The organism is Amycolatopsis sp. DG1A-15b, assembly GCF_030285645.1.
Lineage (GTDB): Bacteria > Actinomycetota > Actinomycetes > Mycobacteriales > Pseudonocardiaceae > Amycolatopsis.
The window spans coordinates 2,372,572-2,396,762 of record NZ_CP127296.1 but is presented as its reverse complement, the minus strand read 5'-3'; the positions used below and the strand labels follow the sequence as shown (position 1 = coordinate 2,396,762).

Annotated in this window: 25 protein-coding genes; 9 read left to right on the top strand and 16 right to left on the bottom strand. The window is 70.6% G+C overall.

Translation table 11 applies throughout. The features are described 5' to 3' along the window. Both QRY02_RS10985 and QRY02_RS10980 read right to left on the bottom strand, forming a co-directional pair. Entirely contained in the window at positions 1 to 939 is a 939-nt protein-coding gene (locus tag QRY02_RS10985; RefSeq protein WP_285991413.1) for a pentapeptide repeat-containing protein, read from the bottom strand. A gap of 229 nt (positions 940 to 1,168) precedes the next feature. Next, the gene (locus QRY02_RS10980; RefSeq protein ID WP_086865416.1) at positions 1,169 to 1,726 is read right to left on the bottom strand and encodes a YceI family protein; all 558 of its coding nucleotides are present in this window, start codon (positions 1,724 to 1,726) and stop codon (positions 1,169 to 1,171) included. 107 nt (positions 1,727 to 1,833) lie between these two features. Here QRY02_RS10980 and QRY02_RS10975 point away from each other — a divergent pair, with 107 nt between their 5' ends. Genes QRY02_RS10975 through QRY02_RS10965 form a run of 3 tightly spaced genes read left to right on the top strand, consistent with a single transcriptional unit; the run spans position 1,834 to position 4,107 of the window. Continuing rightward, positions 1,834 to 2,310 carry a MarR family winged helix-turn-helix transcriptional regulator gene (locus QRY02_RS10975; protein ID WP_285991412.1) on the top strand — a complete coding sequence of 159 codons (477 nt, stop codon included), beginning with the start codon at positions 1,834 to 1,836 and terminating at the stop codon, positions 2,308 to 2,310. 8 nt (positions 2,311 to 2,318) lie between these two features. Continuing rightward, positions 2,319 to 3,302 (top strand): glutathione S-transferase family protein, encoded by a 984-nt coding sequence (locus QRY02_RS10970; protein ID WP_285991411.1) that lies wholly within the window; start codon positions 2,319 to 2,321, stop codon positions 3,300 to 3,302. A 22-nt stretch (positions 3,303 to 3,324) separates the two neighbouring features. Continuing rightward, complete coding sequence (locus tag QRY02_RS10965; protein WP_285991410.1) at positions 3,325 to 4,107, top strand: SDR family NAD(P)-dependent oxidoreductase; 783 nt, start codon at positions 3,325 to 3,327, stop codon at positions 4,105 to 4,107. Between the two features lie 49 nt (positions 4,108 to 4,156). On the opposite strand, the gene QRY02_RS10960 is transcribed toward QRY02_RS10965, so the two are convergent. After that, entirely contained in the window at positions 4,157 to 5,089 is a 933-nt protein-coding gene (locus QRY02_RS10960) for a helix-turn-helix transcriptional regulator (protein WP_285991409.1), read from the bottom strand. Between the two features lie 61 nt (positions 5,090 to 5,150). Here QRY02_RS10960 and QRY02_RS10955 point away from each other — a divergent pair, with 61 nt between their 5' ends. Then, positions 5,151 to 6,335, top strand: coding sequence for an epoxide hydrolase family protein (locus QRY02_RS10955; RefSeq protein WP_285991408.1), 1,185 nt, complete (start codon positions 5,151 to 5,153; stop codon positions 6,333 to 6,335). Positions 6,336 to 6,440: 105 nt separating this feature from the next. Here QRY02_RS10955 and QRY02_RS10950 read toward each other — a convergent pair whose 3' ends face one another. Then, on the bottom strand, positions 6,441 to 6,992 hold the full coding sequence (locus QRY02_RS10950; protein WP_502874247.1) for an LmrA/YxaF family transcription factor: 552 nt from the start codon (positions 6,990 to 6,992) through the stop codon (positions 6,441 to 6,443). Next, the gene (locus QRY02_RS48555; protein ID WP_353069531.1) at positions 6,895 to 7,446 is read right to left on the bottom strand and encodes a GNAT family N-acetyltransferase; all 552 of its coding nucleotides are present in this window, start codon (positions 7,444 to 7,446) and stop codon (positions 6,895 to 6,897) included. Before QRY02_RS48555 ends, QRY02_RS10950 begins: the two co-directional genes overlap by 98 nt. Positions 7,447 to 7,667: 221 nt before the next feature. On the opposite strand from QRY02_RS48555, the gene QRY02_RS10940 reads away from it, so the two are divergent. Next, the gene (locus tag QRY02_RS10940; protein WP_285991405.1) at positions 7,668 to 8,267 is read left to right on the top strand and encodes a hypothetical protein; all 600 of its coding nucleotides are present in this window, start codon (positions 7,668 to 7,670) and stop codon (positions 8,265 to 8,267) included. A gap of 69 nt (positions 8,268 to 8,336) precedes the next feature. Here the strand turns inward: QRY02_RS10940 and groL are convergent, their stop codons facing one another. The 9 genes from groL to QRY02_RS10895 form a co-directional block, all read right to left on the bottom strand. Beyond that, on the bottom strand, positions 8,337 to 10,028 hold the full coding sequence (gene groL, locus QRY02_RS10935; protein WP_285991404.1) for a chaperonin GroEL: 1,692 nt from the start codon (positions 10,026 to 10,028) through the stop codon (positions 8,337 to 8,339). An 11-nt stretch (positions 10,029 to 10,039) separates the two neighbouring features. Next, positions 10,040 to 11,065 (bottom strand): NAD(P)-dependent alcohol dehydrogenase, encoded by a 1,026-nt coding sequence (locus QRY02_RS10930; RefSeq protein ID WP_285991403.1) that lies wholly within the window; start codon positions 11,063 to 11,065, stop codon positions 10,040 to 10,042. Continuing rightward, positions 11,062 to 11,757, bottom strand: coding sequence for an iron-sulfur cluster assembly protein (locus tag QRY02_RS10925; RefSeq protein ID WP_285991402.1), 696 nt, complete (start codon positions 11,755 to 11,757; stop codon positions 11,062 to 11,064). The genes QRY02_RS10930 and QRY02_RS10925 overlap by 4 nt, the downstream gene beginning before the upstream one ends. Beyond that, the gene (locus QRY02_RS10920) at positions 11,754 to 12,791 is read right to left on the bottom strand and encodes an amidohydrolase family protein (RefSeq protein WP_285991401.1); all 1,038 of its coding nucleotides are present in this window, start codon (positions 12,789 to 12,791) and stop codon (positions 11,754 to 11,756) included. The genes QRY02_RS10925 and QRY02_RS10920 overlap by 4 nt, the downstream gene beginning before the upstream one ends. A gap of 36 nt (positions 12,792 to 12,827) precedes the next feature. Continuing rightward, positions 12,828 to 13,199 (bottom strand): propane 2-monooxygenase effector subunit MimD, encoded by a 372-nt coding sequence (gene mimD / locus QRY02_RS10915; protein WP_285991400.1) that lies wholly within the window; start codon positions 13,197 to 13,199, stop codon positions 12,828 to 12,830. Beyond that, positions 13,196 to 14,365, bottom strand: a complete 1,170-nt coding sequence (locus QRY02_RS10910; RefSeq protein ID WP_285991399.1) for a ferritin family protein — start codon at positions 14,363 to 14,365, stop codon at positions 13,196 to 13,198. Before QRY02_RS10910 ends, mimD begins: the two co-directional genes overlap by 4 nt. 7 nt (positions 14,366 to 14,372) lie before the next feature. Continuing rightward, positions 14,373 to 15,401: an NADH:ubiquinone reductase (Na(+)-transporting) subunit F gene (locus QRY02_RS10905; RefSeq protein WP_285991398.1), complete on the bottom strand. Its 1,029-nt coding sequence runs from the start codon at positions 15,399 to 15,401 to the stop codon at positions 14,373 to 14,375. Positions 15,402 to 15,415: 14 nt separating this feature from the next. Further along, on the bottom strand, positions 15,416 to 17,065 hold the full coding sequence (locus tag QRY02_RS10900) for a ferritin family protein (protein WP_285991397.1): 1,650 nt from the start codon (positions 17,063 to 17,065) through the stop codon (positions 15,416 to 15,418). A 105-nt stretch (positions 17,066 to 17,170) separates the two neighbouring features. Further along, entirely contained in the window at positions 17,171 to 17,410 is a 240-nt protein-coding gene (locus tag QRY02_RS10895; RefSeq protein ID WP_285991396.1) for a hypothetical protein, read from the bottom strand. A gap of 138 nt (positions 17,411 to 17,548) precedes the next feature. On the opposite strand from QRY02_RS10895, the gene QRY02_RS10890 reads away from it, so the two are divergent. Then, complete coding sequence (locus QRY02_RS10890; RefSeq protein ID WP_285991395.1) at positions 17,549 to 19,333, top strand: sigma-54-dependent Fis family transcriptional regulator; 1,785 nt, start codon at positions 17,549 to 17,551, stop codon at positions 19,331 to 19,333. 48 nt (positions 19,334 to 19,381) lie between these two features. On the opposite strand, the gene QRY02_RS10885 is transcribed toward QRY02_RS10890, so the two are convergent. Beyond that, the gene (locus QRY02_RS10885; protein ID WP_285991394.1) at positions 19,382 to 20,089 is read right to left on the bottom strand and encodes a DUF4142 domain-containing protein; all 708 of its coding nucleotides are present in this window, start codon (positions 20,087 to 20,089) and stop codon (positions 19,382 to 19,384) included. Positions 20,090 to 20,310: 221 nt separating this feature from the next. On the opposite strand from QRY02_RS10885, the gene QRY02_RS10880 reads away from it, so the two are divergent. Continuing rightward, positions 20,311 to 20,775: a MarR family transcriptional regulator gene (locus QRY02_RS10880; RefSeq protein WP_285991393.1), complete on the top strand. Its 465-nt coding sequence runs from the start codon at positions 20,311 to 20,313 to the stop codon at positions 20,773 to 20,775. A gap of 17 nt (positions 20,776 to 20,792) precedes the next feature. Next, positions 20,793 to 21,206, top strand: coding sequence for a DUF5655 domain-containing protein (locus QRY02_RS10875; RefSeq protein WP_285991392.1), 414 nt, complete (start codon positions 20,793 to 20,795; stop codon positions 21,204 to 21,206). Positions 21,207 to 21,621: 415 nt separating this feature from the next. Here the strand turns inward: QRY02_RS10875 and QRY02_RS10870 are convergent, their stop codons facing one another. Beyond that, the gene (locus QRY02_RS10870; protein ID WP_285991391.1) at positions 21,622 to 22,887 is read right to left on the bottom strand and encodes a YncE family protein; all 1,266 of its coding nucleotides are present in this window, start codon (positions 22,885 to 22,887) and stop codon (positions 21,622 to 21,624) included. A 177-nt stretch (positions 22,888 to 23,064) separates the two neighbouring features. Here QRY02_RS10870 and QRY02_RS10865 point away from each other — a divergent pair, with 177 nt between their 5' ends. Next, the gene (locus QRY02_RS10865; RefSeq protein ID WP_285991390.1) at positions 23,065 to 24,183 is read left to right on the top strand and encodes a helix-turn-helix domain-containing protein; all 1,119 of its coding nucleotides are present in this window, start codon (positions 23,065 to 23,067) and stop codon (positions 24,181 to 24,183) included. The last annotated feature ends 8 nt before the right edge of the window (positions 24,184 to 24,191 follow it).

Sequence of the window (24,191 nt, the reverse complement as noted above, 5' to 3'; positions counted from 1 at the left end):
TCACTCCGCCCGCAGCTCGGCCCATCGTTGCGGCTCGGGCTCACCCGGTGCCCAGCCCGGCGGCCAGGTCCGGACGACGCGCGCATCCGTCCGGACCTGGGCTCCGGTGAAGTCGAACCCGCCCGCCGTCACGGCCGTGAAGTCCGCGTGGCCGCTGAAGCGGGCTCGGGTGAAAAGAGCCCCGGCGGCGAACCGGCTGCCGGAGAACAGCGTGCGGCCGGCGAACCTGGTCGCCTCGAACGAGACCTCGTCGCCGAAGGTCGCCGAGGTGAAGTCCGTGCGGGCCGAGAACCGGGCGGCGTCGAACCACGTCGGGCCGCAGGCGGTGACGCCGGCGAAGTCGGCGGTGCCGGTGAAGGTCGCGTTCTCGAAGTCGGCGCCCGTCTCGAACCGTGCGCCGGCGAAGAAGGCGTGGCGGGCGAAGCACGATCCTTCGAAGCTCACCAAACCGGTGAAGACAGCCTCGCCGAAGTGGGCGTCGCCGGCGAACCGCACGGCGTGGAAGCGTGCGTCGCGGACTTCGCAGCCGCGCAGGTCGACGGCGTGGAGCACGAGGCGGTCCAGCTCGAGGTCCATCCCGGGCCAGAACCGCGGGGACCCCGGGCGCAAGCGTGGCACCAGGAGCCGCCACAGCTCGGCCTGCCACGCCGGCGGGTCCGGCCACTCGTACCGGAATCCGGCGAGGATCTCGCCGACGCACTCCTGGCGGCGCGTGGGGTCACCGTCGGCGAATCCGGCGAAGGAGGCGAGCGCGGCCAGCCGGGCGGCGTGGTCGTCGGCCAGCAGCCGGGCCGCGACCTCCTCGGGGACCGGCTCCGGCGGTGCCGACGGGGTCAGCACCTCGGCGGGCCGGTCGCGGCGCAGGAGCAGCCACGCCGTGACCGCCCCGGACACGGCGCCGATCAACGCCAGGACCGCGAACGGCGTGACAGTGGACATACCCGGAATTGTCCCGGCCACGGCCAGCGAATTTAAGTGGACCGGTGAGTCCGAAGTCGACCCCGAAGGGCGACGGGACGCGGCAGCGGATCATCGAAGACGCAAGAGCCGGCTCTTCCACTACTTCCCGGACGGCAAGGACGAGCTCCTGCTCTAAGCGGCGCTCGACGTCGGCATCGGGAACCTGCGGGCGAGCGGGAACCGGTGAGCCCGGTTCCCGCTCCCGGGATCAGGCGGACTTGATCGCGGAGATCTCGAACTCCAGCGTGACCTTGTCGCTCACCAGCACGCCGCCGGTCTCGAGCGCGGCGTTCCAGGTGATGCCGTAGTCCTTGCGGCTGATCGTGGTGGAGCCCTCGAAGCCGATCCGGTCGTTGCCGAACGGGTCCTTCGCGGAGCCCTCGAACTCGAACGGGACGGTCACCGAGCGGGTGACGTCCTTGATGGTCAGGTCGCCGGTGACGTCGAAGCTGGTGTCGCCGGTCTGCTTGATCTCGGTCGAGGTGAAGGTGATCTGCGGGTATTCGTCCATCGACAGGAAGTCGTTGCTCTTCAGGTGCCCGTCGCGGTCGGCGTTGCGGGTGTCGATGCTGTGGGCCTGGATGGTCACCTGGACGCTCGACTTCTCCGGCGCGTCGCCGTCGATGGTCGCGGCGCCGGTGAACTCGTTGAAGCTGCCGCGCACCTTGGTCACCATGGCGTGCCGGGCGACGAACCCGATCCGCGAGTGGGCGGCGTCGAGGGTGTATTCGCCGGTCAGCTGGGGGTAGGTGGTCGCGCTGGTCATCGCTGTTCTTCTCTCCTCGTGGTGGCGCCCCCCTGTGATTGAGGGTTCAACGACACTGTACTCACTTTGGCTGGTTGCGCAAGCAAGCTTTCGGTAGAGTCGCCGGTATGGGTGAACTGTCCGCGCTCGACCCCGACGAAAGCGCGTTCTGGCGGCCGCTGATGCGCATCATGACCGCGCTGCCGCGAGCGCTCGAAGACCAGTTCCTGCCCGACACCGGGCTCGCGATCACCGACTACGGGGTGCTGGTCGCGCTGTCCGAAGCCCCGGATCACCTGCTCCGCATCTCGGCGCTGGCCGCGACCACGGGGCTGTCGCTGAGCCGGATCAGCCGGGTCGTCGACGACCTGACGCGCCGTGGCCTGGTCGAGAAGCGCCGCTGCGCGGAGGACGGCCGCGCGTCCAACGCCGTGCTGACCGAGGCGGGATTGGCCAGACTGGAGGCGGCCTACCCGGGCCACCTCGCCCGCGTGCGGGCGTCGGTGTTCGACCACCTGAGCGCCGAGGACATCCGCACGGCCGGGCCGGTGCTGGCCCGGCTGGCCGCGGCACTGGACGCCGCTCCCCCGACCGACGACTGCTGAGGACGCCGATGACCGACAAGGGCGAGTACAAGCGCGACCTGAACTACCTGCCGGACCGCATCACGGCCGACGGCCGCGACGGCTGGCCGGTCGAGCCGGACCGCTACCGGCTGGTGGTGGCGCGGGCGTGCCCGTGGGCCAACCGCGCGGTGATCGTGCGCCGGCTGCTGGGCCTCGAGCCGGTCCTGTCGATGGGCATCGCGGGCCCGGTGCACGACGAGCGCAGCTGGAGCTTCGACCTCGATCCGGACGGGCGCGACCCGGTCCTCGGCATCGAGCGCCTCCAGGAGGCGTTCTTCAAGCGCGACCCGGGCTACCCGCGCGGCATCACGGTGCCGGCGTTCGTCGACATCCCGAGCGGCCAGGTCGTCACGAACGACTTCGCGCAGATGACGCTGGACATGTCGACGGAGTGGACGGCGTACCACCGCTCCGGCGCGCCGGAGCTGTATCCGGAGAAGCTGCGGGGCGAGATCGACGACGTGGCGCAGAAGGTGTTCACCGACGTCAACAACGCGGTGTACCAGTGCGGGTTCGCCCGGTCCCAGGAGGCGTACGAGCACTCGTACCGCAAGTTGTTCGCCCGGCTCGACTGGCTTTCGGAGCGGCTGGGGGACCAGCGGTACCTGGTGGGCGACACGATCACCGAAGCGGACATCCGGCTGTTCACGACGCTGGTGCGGTTCGACGCGGTGTACCACGGCCACTTCAAGTGCAACCGGCAGAAGCTCACCGAGCTGCCGGTGCTGTGGGCGTACACGCGCGACCTGTTCCAGACGCCGGGGTTCGGCGACACGATCGACTTCGCCCAGATCAAGGAGCACTACTACGTCGTGCACAAGAACGTGAATCCGACGGGGATCGTCCCGCTGGGCCCGGACGCGTCGGGCTGGCTCACCCCGCACGGCCGCGAAGAGCTGGGCGGCCGCCCGTTCGGCGACGGGACGCCGCCGGGGCCGCCGCCCGCCGGCGAGAGGGTGCCCGCGCTCTGAGATCTTGGCTACGGTGATCGCCATGGAACGCCTGCGCGATCGCCGAGTCCTGGTCACCGGCGCCGGTTCCGGCATCGGCCGGGCCACCACGCTCCGCCTGATGGAGGAGGGTGCCCAGGTCATCGGCACCGACGTCTCCGAAGAGGGCCTGTTCGGCACCCAGGAAGCCGCTCCCATCGGCGGCCTGACGACGTACGTCATGGACGTGGCCGACGAGGCATCGGTGGAATTCGGGGTGAAGTCGGCGGTCGACGTGCTCGGCGGCCTCGACGTCCTGGTCAACGCGGCCGGGATCCTGCTGGCGTCGCACACGCACGAGACGTCGCTGGAGCTGTGGAACCGGGTGCTGGCGGTGAACCTGACGGGCACGTTCCTGGTGACGCGCGCGGCCCTGCCGTCGCTGCTGGCCTCGGACAACGGCGTGGTGGTGAACTTCAGTTCGACATCGGCATCGTTCGCCCACCCGTACATGGCGGCGTACAGCGCGAGCAAGGGCGGCATCCAGGCGTTCACGCACTCGCTGGCCCTGGAGTACGGCAAGCAGGGCCTGCGCGCGGTCAGCATCGCCCCGGGAAGCGTGAAGAGCGGCATCACGGACTCGGCGGCGAGCTGGCTGCCCCAGAACATCGACTTTTCCCTGTTCGGGCGCTTGCTGCCGCTCCTGCCGACGGAGTTGACGACGGAGGTGGGCAACGCGGTGGCGGGCCCGGAGACGGTGGCGGGAGTGGTGGCGATGCTGGCCTCGGACGACGGCAAGTTCATCACGGGCACGGAAATCCGCATCGACGGCGGCACGCACACCTGAGCCGCTTCGGCGACCTTGGTTTCCGGGGCGATCCCCGGCAAAGGCCGGCTCAGCGGGACCTGACGGCGGCGGCGTACCTCGTGGAGAGCACCTCGAGCCGCTCGGTCAGTTCCGGGGGTGACTCCACCTCGAACGGCACGTCGAGCATCCCGACGACGAACGCCACGATGTCCCACGAATCCGACGCCAGCTCCAGCCGGCAGCTCCGCGAGTCGATCGGTGTCACCTCGCCTTCGACGCGGCCCGCCACCGCCGCGGCCGGCGCGTGGAGCTTCAGCACCGCGCGGTAGGGCCACATCTCCCGGCCCATCTTCCGGGTCAGGTACGCCGTGAGGTCGCCGTCCGGGGGGTCGCGGTGAGCGAACCGGGGTCCGTTGGGTGTGCGCAGGGACAGGCGGTCCGCGCGGAAGGTGCGCCAGTCCCTGCGGCCGGTGTCCCAGCCGACCAGGTACCAGCGCCGTCCCCAGGACACCAGGCGATGGGGCTCCACCGCCCGGCGTGACGAGGTGCCGTCGTGGCTGACGTAGTCGAAGCGCAGCGTTTCTGCCGCGCGGATCGCCGCCGAAACCCGGGTGAGCACCGCCGCCGCCACCTCCGGGCCGCGCACCGGCAACGCCAGCATGCTCGCCTCCAGCGCCGCGACGCGGTGGCGCAGCCGGGACGGAAGGACCCGCGAAAGCTTGCTCAGCGCCCGCAGCGACGCCTCTTCCGAGCCGGACGTGTGCAGGGCGATCGTCACCGCGACGGCCTCGTCGTCGTCCAGCAGCAACGGGGGCAGCTCGGCCCCGGCGCCGAGCCGGTAACCGCCGGCGGGCCCCATCGCCGCGTGCACCGGGTAGCCCAGCGCCCGCAGCCGGTCGACGTCGCGGCGCACCGTGCGCGTCGTCACGCCGAGGCGGTCCGCGAGCTCGGTACCCGGCCAGTCCCGGTGCGCCTGCAGCAGCGGCAGCAGCCGGAGCAGCCGGCCGGAGGTTTCGCGCATTCCCGAAGACTGCCAGACGTCGAGGACCGAAGCTGTCCTACACGGGCGAGAGGGTCGCCGCATGGATCCCTTCCACCTCGACGTCCCCCAGCGAGACCTCGACGAGCTCCACGACCGCCTGGCCAAGACCCGCTGGCCGGGCGAGCTACCCGGCGCCGGCTGGGACTACGGCGTCAGCCAGGCCTACCTCGCCGAGCTCGCCGAGTACTGGCGAACGAGCTTCGACTGGCGGGCCCAGGAAGCCCGGCTCAACGCCCACCCCCAGTTCACGACCACCATCGACGGCCAGCGCATCCACTTCCTGCACGTCCGCTCCCCCGAGCCCGGCGCCACCCCGCTGATCATGACCCACGGCTGGCCGAGCACGGTCGCCGACTTCCTCGACGTCCTCGGGCCGCTCACCGACCCCCGCGCCCACGGCGGCGACCCGGAGGACGCCTTCCACGTGGTCGCGCCGTCGGTGCCCGGGTTCGCCTTCTCCGGCGCGACCGGAGCACCGGGCTGGAACACGCGCCGGACCGCCCGGGCCTGGGCCGAGCTGATGCGGCGGCTCGGCTACGAACGCTACGGCGCCCAGGGCGGCGACTTCGGCAGCATCGTCTCCCCCGAGCTCGGCCGTGTCGCTCCCGAAGCGGTGCTGGGCGTGCACGTCAACGCCGTCGCCAACGCCGGGGTGCCGACCGCTCCCGGTGATCTCGACCGGCTGTCCGAAGAGGACCGGAAACGGGCGCGGGAGAACGAAACCTGGTGGTACGCCCACTCCGGCTACGCCACGCAGATGGCCACCCGCCCGCAGACCCTGGCCTACGCGCTCAACGACTCCCCCGCCGGGCAGCTGGCCTGGAACCTCGAGTGGTTCGTCGACTGGGACCCCACGGCCACGAACCAGACACCGGTGAGCCGGGACGCCATCCTGACGAACGTGACGATCTTCTGGCTCACCGGCACCGCCGGCTCGGCCGCGCGCCTCTACCTGGAGGCCGGCCAGGACGGCTGGGGCGAGCGGCCCGCCCCCTCCGGCGTCCCGACCGCCGTGGCGAACTTCCGGGGCGACCACGCGCTCCGGGGGCTGGCCGAGCTGTCGAACACGGTGACGAGGTGGTCGGAGTACGACACCGGTGGGCACTTCGCGTCCCTTCAGGCGCCGGAAGTCCTGGTGGGCGACATCCGGGAATTCTTCCGAGAGCTCAAGGGCAGCGAGCGAGTCGGCCGGACGACCCCACCACTGTCCCCTGTGGACACGTGATGGTGCCGCTTCCGCCCGGTCGCCGTCGCGGCTTCGAGCACCGCGGCCGCAGGACCAGCCGCTTCGTCGTGCGGGTGGAACGACATCGGCTCGTCCGTGGCCACCTCAGATCTCGCGGCGGCGCCGCCGGTCCACGGCGCCGTCGAGCAGCGGCCGCAGCTCCGCGACCACCGTGTCGAGCGGTGCGACGTCCTGGTGTGCCCTGGCCAGGACGATCGCGCCCTCGAGGGTGCTGAGCATCAGCACCGCCAGTGACGTGCTGCGGGCCGGGGGGACGCCCAGCTGCTCGAGGGTGGCAGCGACCGGGCGTTGCCAGCCGTCGAAGGCCTTGCCGACGGCTTCCCGCAGTTCGTCGCTGGTCGCGGCCGTGTCGGCGACCGTCGCCACCAGCGGGCAGCCCGCGTCGAAGCCCGCCGTCGTGAACTCGTCGCGCCACTGGGCCGCCATGGCCTCGAAGAGGTTGCCGGGGGTCGGATCCTCGAGCTTCGCCGCGACGCGCGCCACCCGCCGGGCGGCGTAGTCGCCGGCCCAGGCGACGGCTTCGGCGATCAGCTGGTCCTTACCGCCGGGGAAGTAGTGCTGCAGGGACCCCCGCGGCGCTTCGGCGTGGGCGACCACGTCCCGCATGCCGGTCGCCCCGACACCGTGGATCCGCACCAGCTGCGCGGCGCTGAGCACCATCCGCTCGCGCGGTGTCCTGGTCATCGACCGCCTCCTTCATGACGTCCGTCATGGTAGCCCAGTCCGGCACGACCAGGGCGAAGTCCCGCTCGCCGCGCTCGTAGGCGGGCACCGGGCGGAAGCCTTGACCCAGCAGGAGCGCCTCGGCTCCGGTGTTCCCGGCCGACACGGTGGCCCGCACGGTCCAGCCCGCCCAGCGCCCGGACGCCCACAGCCACCGGCTCAGCGCGCTGCCGATCCCCTGCCGCTGCCACGCGTCGGCGACGAGGATCCCGGCCTCCGCCTCACCCGGCGTCTCGGAGACCAAGTTGAGCAGCCCCACCGGCGTGCCCCCGCGGTAGGCGAGCAGCGCGACGCCCGCCGGTGGCCCGGCGAGCAGAAACCGCTGGTAACGCTCGAAAACGTCGGCCGGGCGGGCGGATCCGCCCATCATGAACCGGCGCCGGAGGCTGTCGGGCGAGCAGGCCGCGACGACGGCGGCGACACGCTCGCGGTCCACGTCCTCTATGACAGTGGTCATAGTGCCATGAGAGCACACCACCCGGGAGAACACACTATGACCGGCGTCATAGATCACCGCGGCGGTTCGCCCGCAAGCGCGGCGGGTACGTTGCCGTGGCCGCGCTCCCCCACCGCGAAAGGCGCCCCCCGATGCAGCTCTACGCCGAACGGCCGATCCGCCGTACCGCCCAGCTCGTGAGCGATCTCCTGGCCGTGCTGCTCGTCGTCTTCGCGGTGTGGCTGGCGACCTCGGTGTACGACGAAGTCATGAAGCTGCGGGCGCCCGGGGACGGGCTCGTCGACGCCGGCACCGGCCTGCGCGGCACCTTCGACTCCGCGGCGAACTCCGCCGACAGGATCCCGCTCGTCGGGGACGCGCTCGCGAAGGCCCTCCACGGCGGTTCGGACGTCGGGACCAAGCTCACGGACGCGGGCCGCTGGCAGATCGAAGCCGTCGAGAACCTGGCCTGGTGGATGGCGGCGATCATCATCGCGCTGCCGGTGCTGGCGCTGGTGGTGACCTGGCTCCCGCTGCGGTGGCGCTACACCCGCCGCGCCACGGCGGCCGCGAGCCTGCGGGCCCTCGGCGACGAAGGACTGGATCTGCTCGCGTTGCGGGCCCTGGCCACGCAGCCGTTGGGGCGCCTGGCTTCCGTCGGTGAGCCGGCCACCGGCTGGCGGGAGCGTGACCGGGGCGTCATCGAGAAGCTCGCCGGGCACGAACTGGCCCGGCACGGGCTCACCCCCTGAGCCGGAGGACTCCCCGCCGGGGCTCAGGACACCGGCGGGGAGACCTCCGCACTCCGCGGGCCGGAGAGCTCAGCCGACGGAGGGGCCCATCCCGAGGGACTGCGGCGTGCTGGCGTCCGGCGAGGGCTGGTGCAGGCCTTCGTCCAGCGGGCCGAACTCGGTCATCAGGGCCGCGCTGCCGCCCCACGGGGTCTGTTCCTCGGCGATCAGCGAGTTCGTCGTGAGCAGCAGGCCCGCGACCGAAGCACCGTTCTGCACCGCCGAACGGCACACCCGCAGCGGATCGACGACGCCCATCGAGACCATGTCGCCGTAGCGGTCGTGGAGCGCGTCGAAGCCCTCGTCGTCGCCCAGTTCCCGGGTCCGCGCGACGATCTCGTGGGCCGGGTGGCCCGCGTTGTGCGCGATCAGGAACGCCGGTTCGGCCAGGGCCCGCCGGACGATCTCGACACCGATCGCCTGGTCGCCCTCCAGCCCGAGGCCCTCCAACGCCTTCTCGGCGTGCAGCAGTGCCGCTCCCCCGCCGGCCACGATGCCCTCGGCCATCGCCGCCCGGGTCGCCGACAGGGCGTCCTCGACCCGGTGCTGCAGTTCCTTCAGCTCCGCCGGGGTGGCGGCGCCGACCCGGACGACCGCGACCTTGCCGGTCAGCGCCCCGATCCGCTCGGTCAGGACGTCCTCGTCGACGCCGAACTGCGCGCGCTCCAGCTCCGCCCGCAGCTGCCCGACCCGGAACTCCACGGCCTCCGAAGAACCCGCGCCGCCCACGATCGTGGTGCGGTTCTCGGTGACCCGGACCTGCTTGGCCCGGCCGAGGTGGTCGAGGGTCATCGTCTCCATCGTGAACCCGGACTGCCGCGAGAGCACCGCGCCGCCGACGATGGCCGCGAGGTCCTCCAGCTTGTGCAGCCGCCGGTCGCCGAAGCCGGGCGCGCGGACGGCGACCGACTGGAAGGTGCCGTTCATGTGGTTGTGCACCAGCATGGACAGCGCCGTGCCCTCGACCGTCTCGCCGATCACCACCAGCGGCCGGGGCGCGCGCATCACCTTGTCGAGCAGCGGCATCAGCTGCTGCACCTTGGTGATCTTCTCCGCGCACATCAGGATGTACGGGTCGTCGAGCACCGCTTCCAGCCGGCCCGGGTCGGTGACCAGGTACGGCGAGAGGTAACCGTTGTCGAACTCGAACCCTTCGACGAACTCGACGCTCATCCCGATCGACGGCGACTCCTCGACGGTCACCACCCCGCCGTCGCCGACGGTGTGCAGGGCCTTGGCGATCACCGCGCCGACGGCGTCGTCGTCGTTGGCCGAGATCGCCGCCACCCGCGCGTAGTCCTGTTCGGACACCACCGGGTGGGCCTGCTTCTCCAGGTGCGCCACCAGCAGGCCGACCGCGTGGTCGATGCCGCGTTTGACGAGCACCGGATTGCCGCCGGCCGAAATGGCCCGCATTCCTTCGCGGACGATCGCCTGCGCGAGCACGGTGGCCGTGGTGGTGCCGTCGCCGACGACGTCGTTCGTCTTGATCGCCGCTTCCTTGACCAGCTGCGCGCCCATGTTCTCGAACTGGTTCTTCAGGTGGATCTCGCGGGCGATGGTGACGCCGTCGTTGGTGACCACCGGCGAGCCGGTGATCTTCTCGATGATCACGTTGCGGCCCTTGGGGCCGAGGGTGGACTTGACCGCTTCGGCCAGCTTGTCGACGCCCGCCAGCAGCAGGTCGCGGGCGTCCGGGCCGAACCGCAGTTCCTTCGCCATGTGCGGTGCTCCTAGGGGGTGAGGATGGCCCGGCCGCGCACGCGTCCGGCGTCGAGGTCGGCCAGCGCGTCGAGCGCCGCGTCCAGGGGGTACTTCTTCGTGTGGAGGGTGACCTTCCCGGCCTGGGCGAGGACCATCAGCTCCGCCAGGTCGTTGTAGGTACCGACCAGGTTGCCGATGACGTTGCGTTCGGTGGAGATGATGTCGATCGTCGGGATCTCGATGTTCGAGCCGTAGCCGATGACGAAGTGCGACCCGGCGCGGCGGGTCATCGCGAAGGCGTCCTGCTGGGCGCCCTGCTCGGCGACGAAGTCGAGGACGACCTCGGCGCCGTGGCCATCGGTCAGGTCGAGCACCGCCTCGACCTGCTTGCCGTCGGCCAGCACCGTTTCGTCCGCTCCCAGGGTCGACGCCAGTTCGAGGGCGTCGGCGTTGCGGTCCACGACGATCACGCGGGCGGCGGTCAACGCTCGCAGTGACTGGATGCCGATGTGCCCGAGGCCGCCGGCGCCGTTGACGACGCAGGTGGTGCCCGGGTACAGGCGCGGCACGGCCTTGCGCACCGCGTGGTAGGCGGTGATGCCCGCGTCGGCGAGAGCGGCGACATCACCGGGCTGGGTCCCCGGGTCGAGCTTGATGCACGCCCGCGCCGACGTCAGCAGGTACTCCGCCATCCCGCCGTCGCTGTCGATGCCCGGGAAGCTCCCGCTGGGACAGTGCATGTCGTCGCCGGCGCGGCAGGCGTGGCACAGCCCGCACGTCGGCGTCGGGTGCAGGATGACCGTGTCGCCGACCTCGACGTTCGTCACCGCCGGGCCGACCTCGTGCACCCAGCCCGCGTTCTCGTGCCCGATCGTGTACGGCAGCTCGACCCCGGACTTCCCGGCCCACTGCTCCTCGATGATGTGCAGGTCGGTGCGGCAGACGCCGGCGCCGCCGATCTTGACCACGACGTCGAAGGGCCCGGTGGCGCGCGGCTCCGGGACGTCGTCGATCACCGGGTGCTCGTGGTACTTCTGCAGCCGCACGGCCTTCATCCCGTGCCCTCCTCTTCGCTGGTCAGGGCGTACCGCGCGCGCAGCATGCCGCGGCAGACGCCCGAGTTGGCCTCCATGCTGGTGCGCGTCAGCCGCGCGAAGGCGAGGTGCCGCTTCGCGTCGGCCGGGGCTACTGCGGCGCCGGTCGCGGGGTCGAGCAGCAGCGGGTCGCCGTCCTCGGCGGGCAGGCCGAGTTCGCGGCGACGGGCCCGCAACCGGTCGAGGTCCGGGCTCGGCGGGACATCGCCGAGGGTCAGCGATCGCGGGTCTCGACCGAGGGACCGGCAGACGCGGTCGGTGCCGGCCAGCACGGCCTTGCGGACGAAGTCGTGCCGCAGGGTGTCGAGTTCGTCGGCGGCTTCGCCCTCGAACGACGCCACGAACCCCTGCCGCGCGGCCACCCCGCGGTTGATGACGTCGGACGCGAAGTGGTCGTCGAGCCGGATGTCGAGCCCGGTCAGGCCCGGCACCCCGGCCGCGGCGTCGTAGGCGTCCGCCACCATCAGGAACGCGAAGTTGGGCGCGCAGAAGTACGTCGGCAGCCGCAGCCGGACGACGGCGTGGCCCGCGTCGCTCACCTCGCAGCGGGCCACGAACCCGAGGTCGGTGAGGGGTTCGTCCAGTTCGGGATCCCGGACCGTGCCCAGCGCCGCCCACACGGCGGCGCGGGCCCCGGTCACCAGCGTGGTCATGAGTTCGGCACGCCGACGGGCTCGACGTTTTTCGGATCCGCGAGCTTCAGCTCCTCGGGGACGTCGATGCCGTAGAGGCGGGCGGCGTTCAGCCCGAGGATCTTCTTCTTCTGGTCGACGGTCAGCGGCGCGAAGTCCGACAGCTCGTCGTCGGCCGGCATGTTCCAGTCGACGAAGCCCTCGACCTGCCACTTGGGCTCCCAGATCGCGTAGTCCGCGCCGAAGATCAGCTTGTCCTCGCCGAGCCAGAACATCAGCTCACCCATGACCTTCGCGAAGAACTTCGGGCGGGCGTGCATCAGGCCGCCGACGACGACGGCGAGCCCCGCGTAGACGTTCCGCTCCTGGGTGGCCATGAAGCAGAAGTCCTCGATGCGCGGCAGGCCGACGTGCTCGACGATGAAGTTCAGGCCCTGGAAGCTCGTCGCCACCTGGTCCACATCGGACACGTCGAAGGCGTCCTTGTCCAGGGGCCAGATCGTCGGTCCCTTGTGGATGTGGACGTTGGTGACGCCGAGTTCTTCGCACTTCTCGAGGTAGCGAGCGGCGGCGGGGTCCTTCAGGCTCCAGCCGCGGGAGCCGCCCCGCCACTCGGCCGTGTAGAGCTTGACACCCTTGCAGTTGTACCGCTTCACGCGCTCCTCGAACGCCTTCATCCCCGCGTCGCCTTCCCGCGGGTCGAAGGTGGTGTTGACGAGGAACTTGTCCGGGTGCTTTTCGGCCAGCGCGCCGTCGTTCTCGGTGGTGTTGAAGCCCGTCTTGTACCACTGCCGCAGGTTGGTCGGCTGGAAGATGGCCTTGTCGACGTGCCCCACCTCGAACAGGTCGTGCATCATCAGTTCCTCGGAGTACTTCTGGAACCGGTCGATCGGCCAGTGCGTCTCCTTCGGTCCGAGCCCCTGGTAGGCGTGGAAGCACTCGATCCAGCCCTTGGCGTATTCCTCCTGGCCTTCCACCCAGTTCTCCGGGCTCGCGTCCCAGAAGTGGGTGTGGGCGTCCACCACGAAGTATTTTTCGCCGTCTTTTTCGTACATTCCTGATCCTCCTGAGCGGGATCGAGTGCGGTGTTCCTAGCGGATTACCTTCAGGTCGAAGTCGAGGTATTCGGCCGCGTCCTCGGGGTTGGCGAACATGATCGTGCGGTCGTCCTCGTGAATCATCCGCCCGTAGTGGGTGGACATGCTCTCCTCGAACTCGGCCGCGTTGAACCAGCCCTCTTCTTCGCCGGCGGCCTCGTCGACCTCGGCGTAGACCAGGTCCGTCCGGCCACGGGCGTCGACGCGGATCATCGACGGCAGCGGGGTCACGGTCACGTTCTCCTTGGTGGACATGACTTCCGCGATGATCGCGCCGACCTGGTTGTTCATCAGGGTGAAACCGCACATGTTCGACGCGGTGTTGTCGGCCTTGAACGGGCTTTCCGCGGTCTTGAAGACAGTCACTGGCCCAGCTCCTCGGGTGCCTTGAGGCCCAATTCGGACAGGATTCCGGCGAACCGGCTCTTCGCCCGGTCGAGACCGTCCTCGAACCGGATCGGCTTGGCGTCGGGCTGCGACCACAGCGGCTGCAGGGCGCGGGCGGCGGCGATGCTCTTCGGCACCCAGTCCTCGAGCCACTTCTGCAGCAGCGCCTGGTTGTGCGCGCCGAACTCCTTGTCGTTGACCAGCAGGTGGAACATCGCCTTGGTGTAGCGGAGGTCGCGTTCGGAGAAGTCGAACTCTTCGGCGCCGATCAGCGTCGGGGTGACGAAGTCGCCGTTCGCGGGTGCGGCCTGCTGCACCAGATTGCTGCGGAACAGCTCGCCGACGAGCGGCTCGAAGACCACGTTCGCGGCGAAGATCGCCTCGCCCCAGTCCCAGATCCCGGTCAGCTGCTCGGCGGTGTCCCGCACGCCCTGCCAAGCCGGGTCCTCGTTCCAGGTGGCCAGGTGGGCGGTGCCGTCGAAGCCCTCGATCTCCTCGGTGAGCGTCAGGTTGTACAGCGCCAGGTCCTGCGCCGCGCGGATGCGGTGCATGCTGTTCACCGAGATGGCGTTGTTGTGCATGTTCGTCGGGGCGCGCCGGTTGGCGTTGGCGAACAGGTACAGGCCGAGGCCGTGGTCGACGTGCATCCACGCGCCGACGTGCTTGGCGACGAAGTCGACCCAGTTGCGGTTCCACTGCTCGAACGCCTTGGCCTGCCGGGCGGCGTCGATGTTCTGGTTGAGCTGGCGGACGACGTTCGCGTTGTAGCGGTAGAGGGTGAGCTCCCACTCTTCGTTGGGGTCGCGGAACTCGTGCCAGCCGAGGGCCGGCCAGTCGTAGCCCCGGCCGCCGGAGCCCGGGCCGCGTTCGGGCAGCGGCCGGTCGGAACCCCACGCCTTCAGCGCGGTCCACTCCAGCGGGTAGCCGCCCTGGCCGTCGGCGAAGGCGTAGAGCCAGCCCTGGGACAGGTAGTGCCGCGGGTCGGGCTGGACCTCGACGGTGACGTCTTCGTAGTGGCTCTGCTTGCGCTTGGCGGCGGTGAAGTAGTTGAACCGCCGGGCGTCGGAGTCGGGGAAGACCTTCGCACCCGCTTCGGCGTCGGTGAACGTCGGCTTCGGCACGCTGCGTTCGTGGGTGGCTGTCATGGGTTCCTTACCCTTCGCCCGTGGTGGTGAACTTGTCGTAGAAGACGCGCTTGCCGTCGACGCCCAGCGCGGGCAGCAGCTCCAGCGCCGCCTCGACCATCGGCGGTGGCCCGCAGACGTAGGCGTCGGCGCCCGTGAGGTCGACGCCGGCCCGGCGCAGGACGTCGGTGACGAAGCCGGTTTCGCCGATCCAGTCGTCGTCACCCGGCTCGGACAGCGCGGGGACGTACCGGAAGCCCGGCAGTTTCGCTTCCAGCTCCCGCAGTTCCGCCTCGAAGCAGAGGTCGCGACGGCGGCGGGCGCCGTAGTAGAAGGTCGCCTTCCGGTCGAGGCCGCGCTCGGCCATGGACCGCAGCAGCGCCAGGATCGGCGCCATCCCGGCCCCGCCGCCGACGAAGACGAGGTCCTTGCCCGGGTTGTCCCGGAGGGTGAACACCCCGAACGGGCCGGTCACCCGGAGCCGGTCGCCGACCGCGACTCCCGTGTCGAGGAACCGGGAGAACAGCCCGTCGGGGTAGATCTTGATGAGGAACTCCAGGAAGCCGTCGCGGGCCGAGGTGTTGGCCATGGAAAACGACCGCGTCTCCTCGGTGCCCGGGACGGCGAAGTCCAGGTACTGGCCCGGGAAGAACTTGAGGTCCCCGTCCAGCCGCACCACCAGGTGCCGCAGGTCGTGGGTGACGGGGTCGTTGGCGACGACCTCGACCTCCGCCTCCTGGATCGGGAGGCCGGACTGGATCATCTCCTCGTCGTAGTTGAGCAGCTCGATCGTCAGGTCTTCGTAGGCGTGGGCCCGGCACAGCAGCGTGAAGCCTTCCTCCTTTTCGTAGTCGGGGAGCGCGAAGGTCGAGTACCGGTCGTGTTCGACGTCGTCGCCCTCGAGGAGGAACGACTTGCAGGCCGCGCACTGCCCTTCCTTGCAGCCGTGCATGAGCATGACGCCCTGCTCGGCGGCGGCCCGCAGGATCGTCTGGTCCTCGGCGACGTCGATCTCGATCCCGACCGGCTCGAACCGGACGCGGTGCTTTTCGGTCATGCCGGACCCGCCCGTCAGGCCTGCGGCGCCGGGCGCCCGGCCGGGCCCTGGCGGTTGTAGTCGGCCACGAACGCGGCGCGCTGCTCGGCGGTCATCTGGTTGAGCAGCACGTTCGGCGACTGCACCTCGGGCATCCGGCGCAGGTGGTCCAGGGTCCACATCTTCTTCGGGTCGAGGTCCAGGTGCGGCTGGGCGACCATGGTCTTGCCGTCGTCGCGGACGAAGCCCATGTCGGAGACGACGTCGGCCCAGTTCCAGCCGTGGTAGAGCGTCTCCCACTCGCGGGCACCGACCAGCTGGCCCATGTTCGGGGTGCTGCGCCCCTGGTAGGTGGGCCGGAACGCCTCGGCGTCGGTCCAGCGACAGGTCTCCGAGCAGTACGTGCGGTGCTGGCCGTCGACCTCGTCGACCACCATGTCCTCGCGGATGAGGCACGGCACCATGCAGGTCCAGCACCGGTGCGGGTACACATACTCGACGTCCTCGGCGACGATCGGGTGGTGCCCGTTCGGCGTCGCGAGGCGGTTGTAGTTCTCCCACCACTTGCCGTACTTGTCGTACCAGCCCGGGTACTTGTACTCGAACCATTCGAAGTCTTCGTCGGTCATCGGGTCGATGCGCCAGTAGTTGGCGAGCCACCCGGTGGCGAAGAACTGCGCGACCTCGTGGACGTAGCCCTTGTTCCAGATCCGGTTCCACGCTTCTTCGATGAGGTCGTGCGGGATGACGAGCCCGTACTTCTCCAGCGGGACCAGGTACGAACGGTAGTAGTCGTCGTAGATCCAGCGCCGCCACATTTCCGCGTAGCTCTCGCGGTCCTTGCGCCGGTCCTTGGTGCCGTATTCGATGAACGTGCCGATCGCGGCGTCGACGACGGCGTGGTTGTTCCACCACGCGTACCGCAGGTCGCGTTCGAGCAGCTGGTGGTTGCTTTCGTCGGACAACGCCATCAGCAGCGTCGCGTAGCCGTTGCTGATGTGCCGGGATTCGTCGGACTGGACCGAGTGGAACACCGTGGGCAGCAGGTAGTCGCCGTTCGCGGCGGCCTCGGCCGGCATGGCGACGAACAGCGTGTTCGTGAACGCCGTTTCGGCGACGATCGTGAGGTAGATGCTGGCCGCGGTGATGGCGTCACCGGTGATGAAGCCTTCGGCGAACTGGCGGCCGATCGTGCCGCAGTAGTCGTTCTGGAAGTTGCGCAGGCTCGAGTTGAAGCCCGCCGGGTCGATGTAGTTCTGCATGTACAGGCGCTTGAGGTTCTGCTGGATCGTCGAGTGCCGGACCTCGTCGATCATCTGGATCGCCTGGCCGTTGTGCAGTTCCGGGTTCGGGACCGTCCGGAACAGCAGCGGCATCGCCCGCGCCGCGGAGATCTCCGGCAGCGGGATGATCGACAGGAACAGCTTCTGCCACTCCAGCCAGCGTTCCTGGACCTGGCGGAACATGTTGCCGCGGATCGCGCCGTCCTCGGCGCCGTAGACCCGGTGGTCCTTTTCCTCCTGCATCGGGAAGTACGAGCGGAGGACCTGCTTCAACGGGTCCTTCTTCTTGGCCTTGCGGAAGGTGTAGTCGGTGCCGTAGTGCGAAACCGGGGTGTGGTAGGCCGGTTCCCACGACAGTTCCTGGATTTTCTGGTGGGCTTTCGCCACACTCTGGCGACTCATGGATCACTCCTTGTCTCCTGAGCTCGCCGCCCAGGGCGTCCTGCGTTCACCATTAGGCGGGCATCCGCGGGCGACGCGGGTCTCAATCTGAGACAGAACCGCTGCTCAGGATGCTTCGTCGGCGTCGAGCAGCCGCGCGCGCAGCCCGGCCAGCTCGTCGTGGATCCCCGCCTGCACGCGCGCGTCGCCCTCGACGGTGGGGACGATCCCGAACGCGCGCAGCAGCGCCGCGGCGGGCTCGCCGGGGTGGCCCGCCGCGCCGAGCTCCGGGTGCAGGCCCTGCTCGGCCAGGTGTGTGAAGACCAGGTTGACGATCGTCCAGGGGTTGTACGTCTCGGCGGCCATGCCTCCATCGCACCGCCGCCGCGGCACCGGGTGCGTCTCAATTTGAGACACCCGCCCGGGCCTCGCGCGCCTAGGCTGGACGGGCGGCACAACGGGTGTGCCCGCACCCACGTGGGCCGCGGAGAAACTGGAGGTCACGTGGACGAAACGGCCCTGGTCGCCGACGACGTGCTCGCCCGCACCCGGGTGCGGTTCCTGACCGCCGAAGCGGTGCCCGCGGACACGGTCCGGCCGACGATCCTGGCCTCGTGGCGGCGGTCCCGGGAGTTCCAGGTCGAGGCCGACCGGATCGACCCGCTCTACCTCGGCGACCAGAACCTCGACATCCCGCTCATGCGCGGCGCCGAACCGGTGCTGCACAAGCTGGGCGAGCAGTTCGAGGGCCAGCCGATCAGCCTCATCCTCACCGACCCGAACGGCGTCGTGCTCACCCAGCGGACCGGTGACGCCGACCTGGCCCGCCACCTGGAGCGCGTCGAACTGGTGCCCGGGTTCAGCTACGGCGAGCAGTCCGTCGGCACGAACGGCATCGGCACCGCGCTGGAGGACGGCCGCCCGACGACGGTGTCCGGGCACGAGCACTACGCCGAGCACCTGGAGAACCTGGCCTGCGCGGGGGTGCCGATCCACCACCCGATCTCGGGCAAGAAGGTCGGCGCCGTCGACCTCACCTGCTGGTACAAGGACGCGGGCGGCCTGCTCGTCGCGCTGGCCCGCTCGACGGCCGAGCAGATCCGCCAGGCCCTGCTGCGGCACAGCGATCTCCGGGAGATGCTGCTCTTCCAGGCCTACCTGCAGACCTGCCGCCGGTGGACGGGCATCGTGCTGGCGTTCAACGAAGACATCGTGATGATGAACGACCGGGCCCGGCAGCTGCTCGACCCGGCCGACCAGTCGGTGCTGCTCGGCCACGCCACCGAAGCACTGGCCGAGGGCCGCCGGACCCCGGCGACGCTGTCCCTGTCCAGCGGGCTGCGGGTCCGCGTTCTCTGCCGCCGCGTCGCGGGACGCAGGGAGACCGAGACCGCCGGCGGCGTGCTGTCGGTGAAGCTGATCGAGGCCGAGGAGACTCTGGTCGTCCCGACGCCGATGCTGCCGATGTACCTGCCGGGTGTCGTCGGCTCGGCGCCGCTGTGGCAGCGCTGCGGGCACGACCTCGACCGCGGCCACCAGCGTGGCGAGTGGGTCGCGCTCGAAGGCGAGCCCGGGACCGGCAAGCTGACCCTGACGAAGGGCCTGCACCAGCGCCACCACCCGGCGGCCCGGCTGCTGACCGTCGACGCGGTGCCCGGCACGGACTGGGCCGCGCTGCCGCGAGAACACGCCGAAGCCCCGATCCGCACACTGGTGATCCGGCACGCCGACCGGCTGACGGCACCGGCGGCCGCCGCGCTGGCCGCGGTCCTGCGGACCCTGCGCGAGGCCCCGGGCGCGCCGTGGGTGGTGCTCACCCTCGTGCCGGAGGCCGAGAGCGAACCGGCGCTGGCCGAGCTGCTCAAGTTCTTCCCCCGGACGGTGCAGGTGCCGCCGCTGCGCCACCACGTCGAAGACCTCGCGGAACTCGTCCCGCTGGTGCTGAGCAAGCTCGGCTACGGCGGCAGGCTGACGTGTTCGGCCGCGGCCCTGCACCTGCTGATGCGGGCGGAGTGGCCGGGCAACACCGGCCAGCTCCACCAGGTGCTGCGCAAGGTGGCCCAGCGCCGCCGCGCGGGCACCATCCGCCCCGGCGACCTCCCGGCGGAGTTCCACGCGGTGACCCGGCGGCCGCTGAACCGCTTCGAGTCGATCGAACGGGACGCCATCGTGCGGTGCCTGGAGGACGCGGACGGCAACAAGGTCAGAGCCGCGAAGCTGCTGGGCATCTCACGGGCGACGATCTACCGCAAGATCCACGAGTACGGCATCGTGCCGCCGGCCCGGTAGCCGCCCGGATCCCCGTCGGGCGGCTACCCTCCCTCCCCGGCGCGGACGTCACTTCGCCGGGGGGTTCACCGCCGCGGCGACGTCGGCGATCGTCGTCGCGTCGACGAGCCCGGTGTCCTCCAGGACCGTCATGTGGTCGAGGACGGTCTGGTTCGCCTGTGTCGCGTGCCGCCGGATGACGTCGTTCTGCGTGCCGGCGCGGACTTCGGCGATGGTCGCGAAGATCTTGCCGTGCGAGGCGCGGAGCAGGTTCGCGAACAGCTTGTCGAACTCCAGGCCCTGGGCGTTGGTCAGCTGGCGGACCCAGCCCTGCTGCTCGGCGGAGGCCTGGTCCGGCAGCGTCACGCCCAGTATCTTCGCGTCCTCCCGGACGAGCTGGTCGAGGTGCGAGTGCCCGTCCAGCAGGTGCAGCCCGGCGCGCTTCACGGCCTCGCTGCTGGCGTGGGTCTGCGCCAGGTCACCCGCGGGGATCTCCCAGAGCCCCGCTTGGCGGACCTTGACCAGGAAAGTCTTGTCGAGCTCGGTGACCGGCCCGGCGCCGGCCACGTCGTTCGTGGCCGCGGCCTGGGCGGCCGAACCCATCTGCATGCCGCCCATGTTGTGCGCCGGGACCTGCGCCTGCGTCGAGCCGGGCGCGGTCTGGGCGCTGGCGTTCAGCACCATGACCGAGCCGACGCCGACCACGGCGAGCGTGGCCACGACGACCAGCGCGGTCCGGGCCTTGGCACGGCCCGTCATGCCACGGTGATCCGGCATGCTTCCTCCTTCTGACGACAGTTCGGTACTGGGAACACGGACGCCGTCATGCGGAGGTTCAGCGAAATCCTTATGAATTCCTTACGCGCCAACGGATTCAGTGCGGCAAGCAGCATTGGACCACGAAAAGAGGAGCGACGGCCGAGCCGGCCGGACACCGCCGGCGAGCGCCGGGGATGTCCATCTTGACCGATGCTCTTGCGATTGGCAAGTATTGCGCCATGCAACCCCTCGAAGACGCCGACCCCGACGTGGCCGCCCTCGACGGCCTCACCGTGGTCCTGGTCGGGATCGCCTGGGAATGCGCGCACGCGGCCCCGCCGGAGGTGTCGTTCCCGCAGACGCGGCTGCTGCTGGTCCTCGACCGCCTCGGCCGCGTCCCGAGCTCGCAGCTGGCGGCGGCGATGGGCGTCAACGCGTCCTCGGTGACCCGGCTGGCCGACCGCCTGGAAGCCCTCGGTTACGTGGCACGCGGCCGCAGCCCCGGCAACCGCAGCGTCGTCACGCTGGAGGTCACCGGAACCGGGCACGAGATCGTGGCGCGGATGCTCGAGCGGCGCCACGCCGCGCTGGGGTCGCTGCTGGACAAGCTGCCACCGGCGCAGCGGAAGGCCGCGGCCGAGGCGGCCCGGCAGCTGGTGCACGCGGCCGCCACCATCCCGGCGCTCGGCCCGGCCGCGCTGTGAGTGCCATCCTGGACGGCATGCCGACCCGGTGGACGTGCCCGCGCTGCGACCGCGAGTTCGCGCGTGCCGGCCAGGGGCACACCTGTGTCCCCGGCTGCACGGTCGAGGAGACCTTCGCCGGCAAGGCGCCTTGGCAGCGCGAGGTCTACGACGCCGTCCTCGAGCACTTGCGCACCCTCGGCGACGTCCACGAAGACGCCGTCAAGGTCGGGGTGTTCCTCAAGCGGGACCGGAAGCTGGCCGAGCTGCGCCCGCGCTCGCGGGACGTGCTGGTGTACCTGTGGCTGCCACGGCCGATCGAAACGGCCCGCATCGCCCCGGCGAGCTGGGCGAGCGGGCCGCGTGTCGGGCACAAGCTCAGCCTGCGCGCGGTGTCCGATGTGGACGACGAAGTCCGCGGCTGGCTGACGATCGCGTTCGAGACGTCCTGAGCCCGCTACTCCCGAGACTCGGGTTGCGCGTCGGCGGTCGAGGTCAGGTAGCCCCGTTGCCCTGGCGACCCGGCAGCGAGGCGCTTTCACCGGCAGACGGGCCGACGACGACCAGCGCGCCGGGAAAGACGTGATCCCCCCTCCGGGTACGCGTCCTCGTCGATCACTTCGCCGGCCAGCCGCACCGAAGTCCGACCCCTGGGCGGGTCCAGGCGGACTCGTACCCCGCCGAACTTGGCCCTGTTGAACCAGAGCTCCCCGAACCGGGCGCCCGGAACTCCGCGGCCCTGGCGAAAACGGCGCCGTCGAACCCGGCGAAATCCTCGAACTCCGCTTCGCCGAAGTCGGCACGCCGCTGGTGGGCGCACAAGCGCGGTGCCCGCCGGGGATTCACCCGAGCGGGCACCGCTCGTGCTCAGGAACCCGCGGGTCCCGTCCAGCCGTCGGGCACGTGGCCGATGCGGACCCGCTGCGGGTGGTCGCCGACCGGCACCGAAAGGAGCTTCTGCCCGGTCGCGAAGTCGATGGCGGTGACCTGGTCGGCGCCGGCCTCCGAGATCACGCAGGCCTTGCCGTCGCCGCTCACCGTCGCCCAGTACGGCTTCACCGCGGGCACCAGGGTCCCCTGCTGCAGGGACGCACGGTCGACGACCGTGGCGTAGTCGTCCATGGTCCCGGCGACGCAGAGCTTGGTGCCGGCCGGGTTCATCGACATGCCGTGGTGGCGCGAGTCGTTGACGAAGGTCTTGCGGTCGTCGCTGGTGGCCGGGTTCTTCGGCAGTTCCTTGACCCGCGTGATCTTGTCGGTGGCGACGTCGTACTCGGCGAAACCGTTGAAGAACGACACCTGGAAGTACAGCTTCGACTCGTCCGGGGTGAACGCGACCGGGCGCACGGCGTCCGAGAGGTCACTGCGGCCGAAGGCGTCGAGCCGCTGGCGCATGTCGATCACCTTGACCTGGCGGAACGTCGCGGCGTCCACGACGGTGATGCGCCGGTCCCCCTTGGTGAAGTCCCAGCCCGGGTCGTCGAGGTCGGTGTTGACGTCGCCGATCGACATGTTCCACAGGTACCGGCCGCCGTCGGTGAAGACGTTCTCGTGCGGCTTGTCCCCGGTCGCGAAGGAGCCCACCTGCTGGCCGGTGACGATGTCCAGCACGTGCACGGTGTTCGACGTCGAGGCGGAGACGGCGACGCGGCGGCCGTCCGGCGAAACCGCCATGTGGTCGGAGCGGAAGCCCGACACCGGGAAGCGCCAGTTGATCCGGCCGGTCGTCAGGTTGATCGAGACGACATCGGCGAAACTCGGCCGCGACGCCACCACCGAACCGCCGTCCGGCGTCGTGTACATGTCGTCGACGAACTGGTCGTGGCCTTCGCCGGGCCCGTTGCGGATGCCGAGGAAGAAGGCCAGCTTGATCGGGTTGAGGTAGATCTCCGCCAGGCGCTGGTCCTTGTCGGGGATGATGTTCACCCGCCCGATGCGGGCGAACGAGCCGCGCGACTGGATGACGTCCGCCGTGCCTTCCCAGTTGTTGCCGACGAACATCACCTCCCGCAGGGCCGCCGCGGCGCCGGTCGCCGGCACCGCGGCGCCGGTCGCCAGCAGGGCGGCCGAGGCGGTGAGGCAGGCCAGGCGGGAGAGGTACGAGCGTTTCCGACGGACCGGGGAATTGCGCACGGGAGACACCTTTCGGCACTGAAGAGGTGTGGTGACCTTCGGTCGATGGATTTCGCGAAGGAACGGGGTTACTGTCCGGTATTGTCACGATAACCGGCCACCGGAGCCGTTCCGGTAGGGCCGCTCGCCCAACATCGCGGACGCGGTGTTGTGGCCCTGCCACAACGGGAGGGTGCTGTGCCGGCCTCATCGCTGCTCCGGCAGGTGCTGGAGGCGATGGCCGACGACGAGACCGTCCTGGACGAGCTGGTGAAGGCCGCGCGGAGCCAGTCACCGGAGGTCGCGCGGCTGCCGGAGGCCGAGAACCGGCGGCACGTCCACTTCCTGCTGTCGGCCGCGCTGCGCGCCACGACGAACCCCGACACCGCGGACTACACCACCGCCGAGGCGCTGGGCGCCGACCGGGCCGCGCAGGGCGTCCCGCTCACCGACCTGCTGCGCGGGGTCCAGGCCGGGCGCACGCTCGCGGCCCGCTTCGCCGTCGAACGCGCGCGGGCGGCGGGCCTGCCCGACGACGTCATCCTCGAGACCATCCTCGACGCCGAGCGCTACACCGGCGCGCTGGAACGGCACATCGTCAAGGGCTACCACGCCGCCGAGCTCCAGCTGTCGCGGACGGTCCGCGACGCGCGGACCCAGCTGCTGCGCACCCTGCTGCTGGCCGGGCACCCGCCCACGCCGGAAGAGCTCCGGCAGGCGGGGCTGCGTCCCGAAGGCCGGTACGCCTGCGTGGTGTCCGACGTCAGCGACCCGGCGCGGGCGCGCACCCTCGAACAGGCGCTGCTCGAGTTCGGCGGGGTGTACGGGCTGGTCGAGGGCAGGCTGACCGGTCTGGCGGCGCGCCCGCCCGCCGGCGTCGCCCTCGCCGACGGGGTCCTGGTGGTCGTCGCGCCCCCGGCCGCCCTGCCCGAGCTGCGGGAGGTGCACCGCCTCTGCACGGCGGCGGCCCGGATCGCCGGCGCCGGCTACCACGACCTCACCGAGCTGGCGGGCGAAATCGCGCTGACGGCCCAGCCGCTGCTGGCGGAGCTGCTCACCGCCGGCGTGCTCGGCGCGCTCGACCCGGGCAACGCGTTCCACCGCGAGCTGGCCGCGACGGCGCTGGCCTACCTCGACCACGGCCAGCGCCTGCGTCCCACGGCGGAGGCACTGCACCTGCACCCCAACACGGTCCGGTACCGCCTCGACCGGCTGGCCGAGCTCACCCCGCTGGCCTTGGCCGAAAACAGCGGCGGCCGTGTCCTCGACGCCGTCCGGTCGTGGTGGGCCCTGCACCACTGGCTCGGCGGCCGATAAGGTCACCC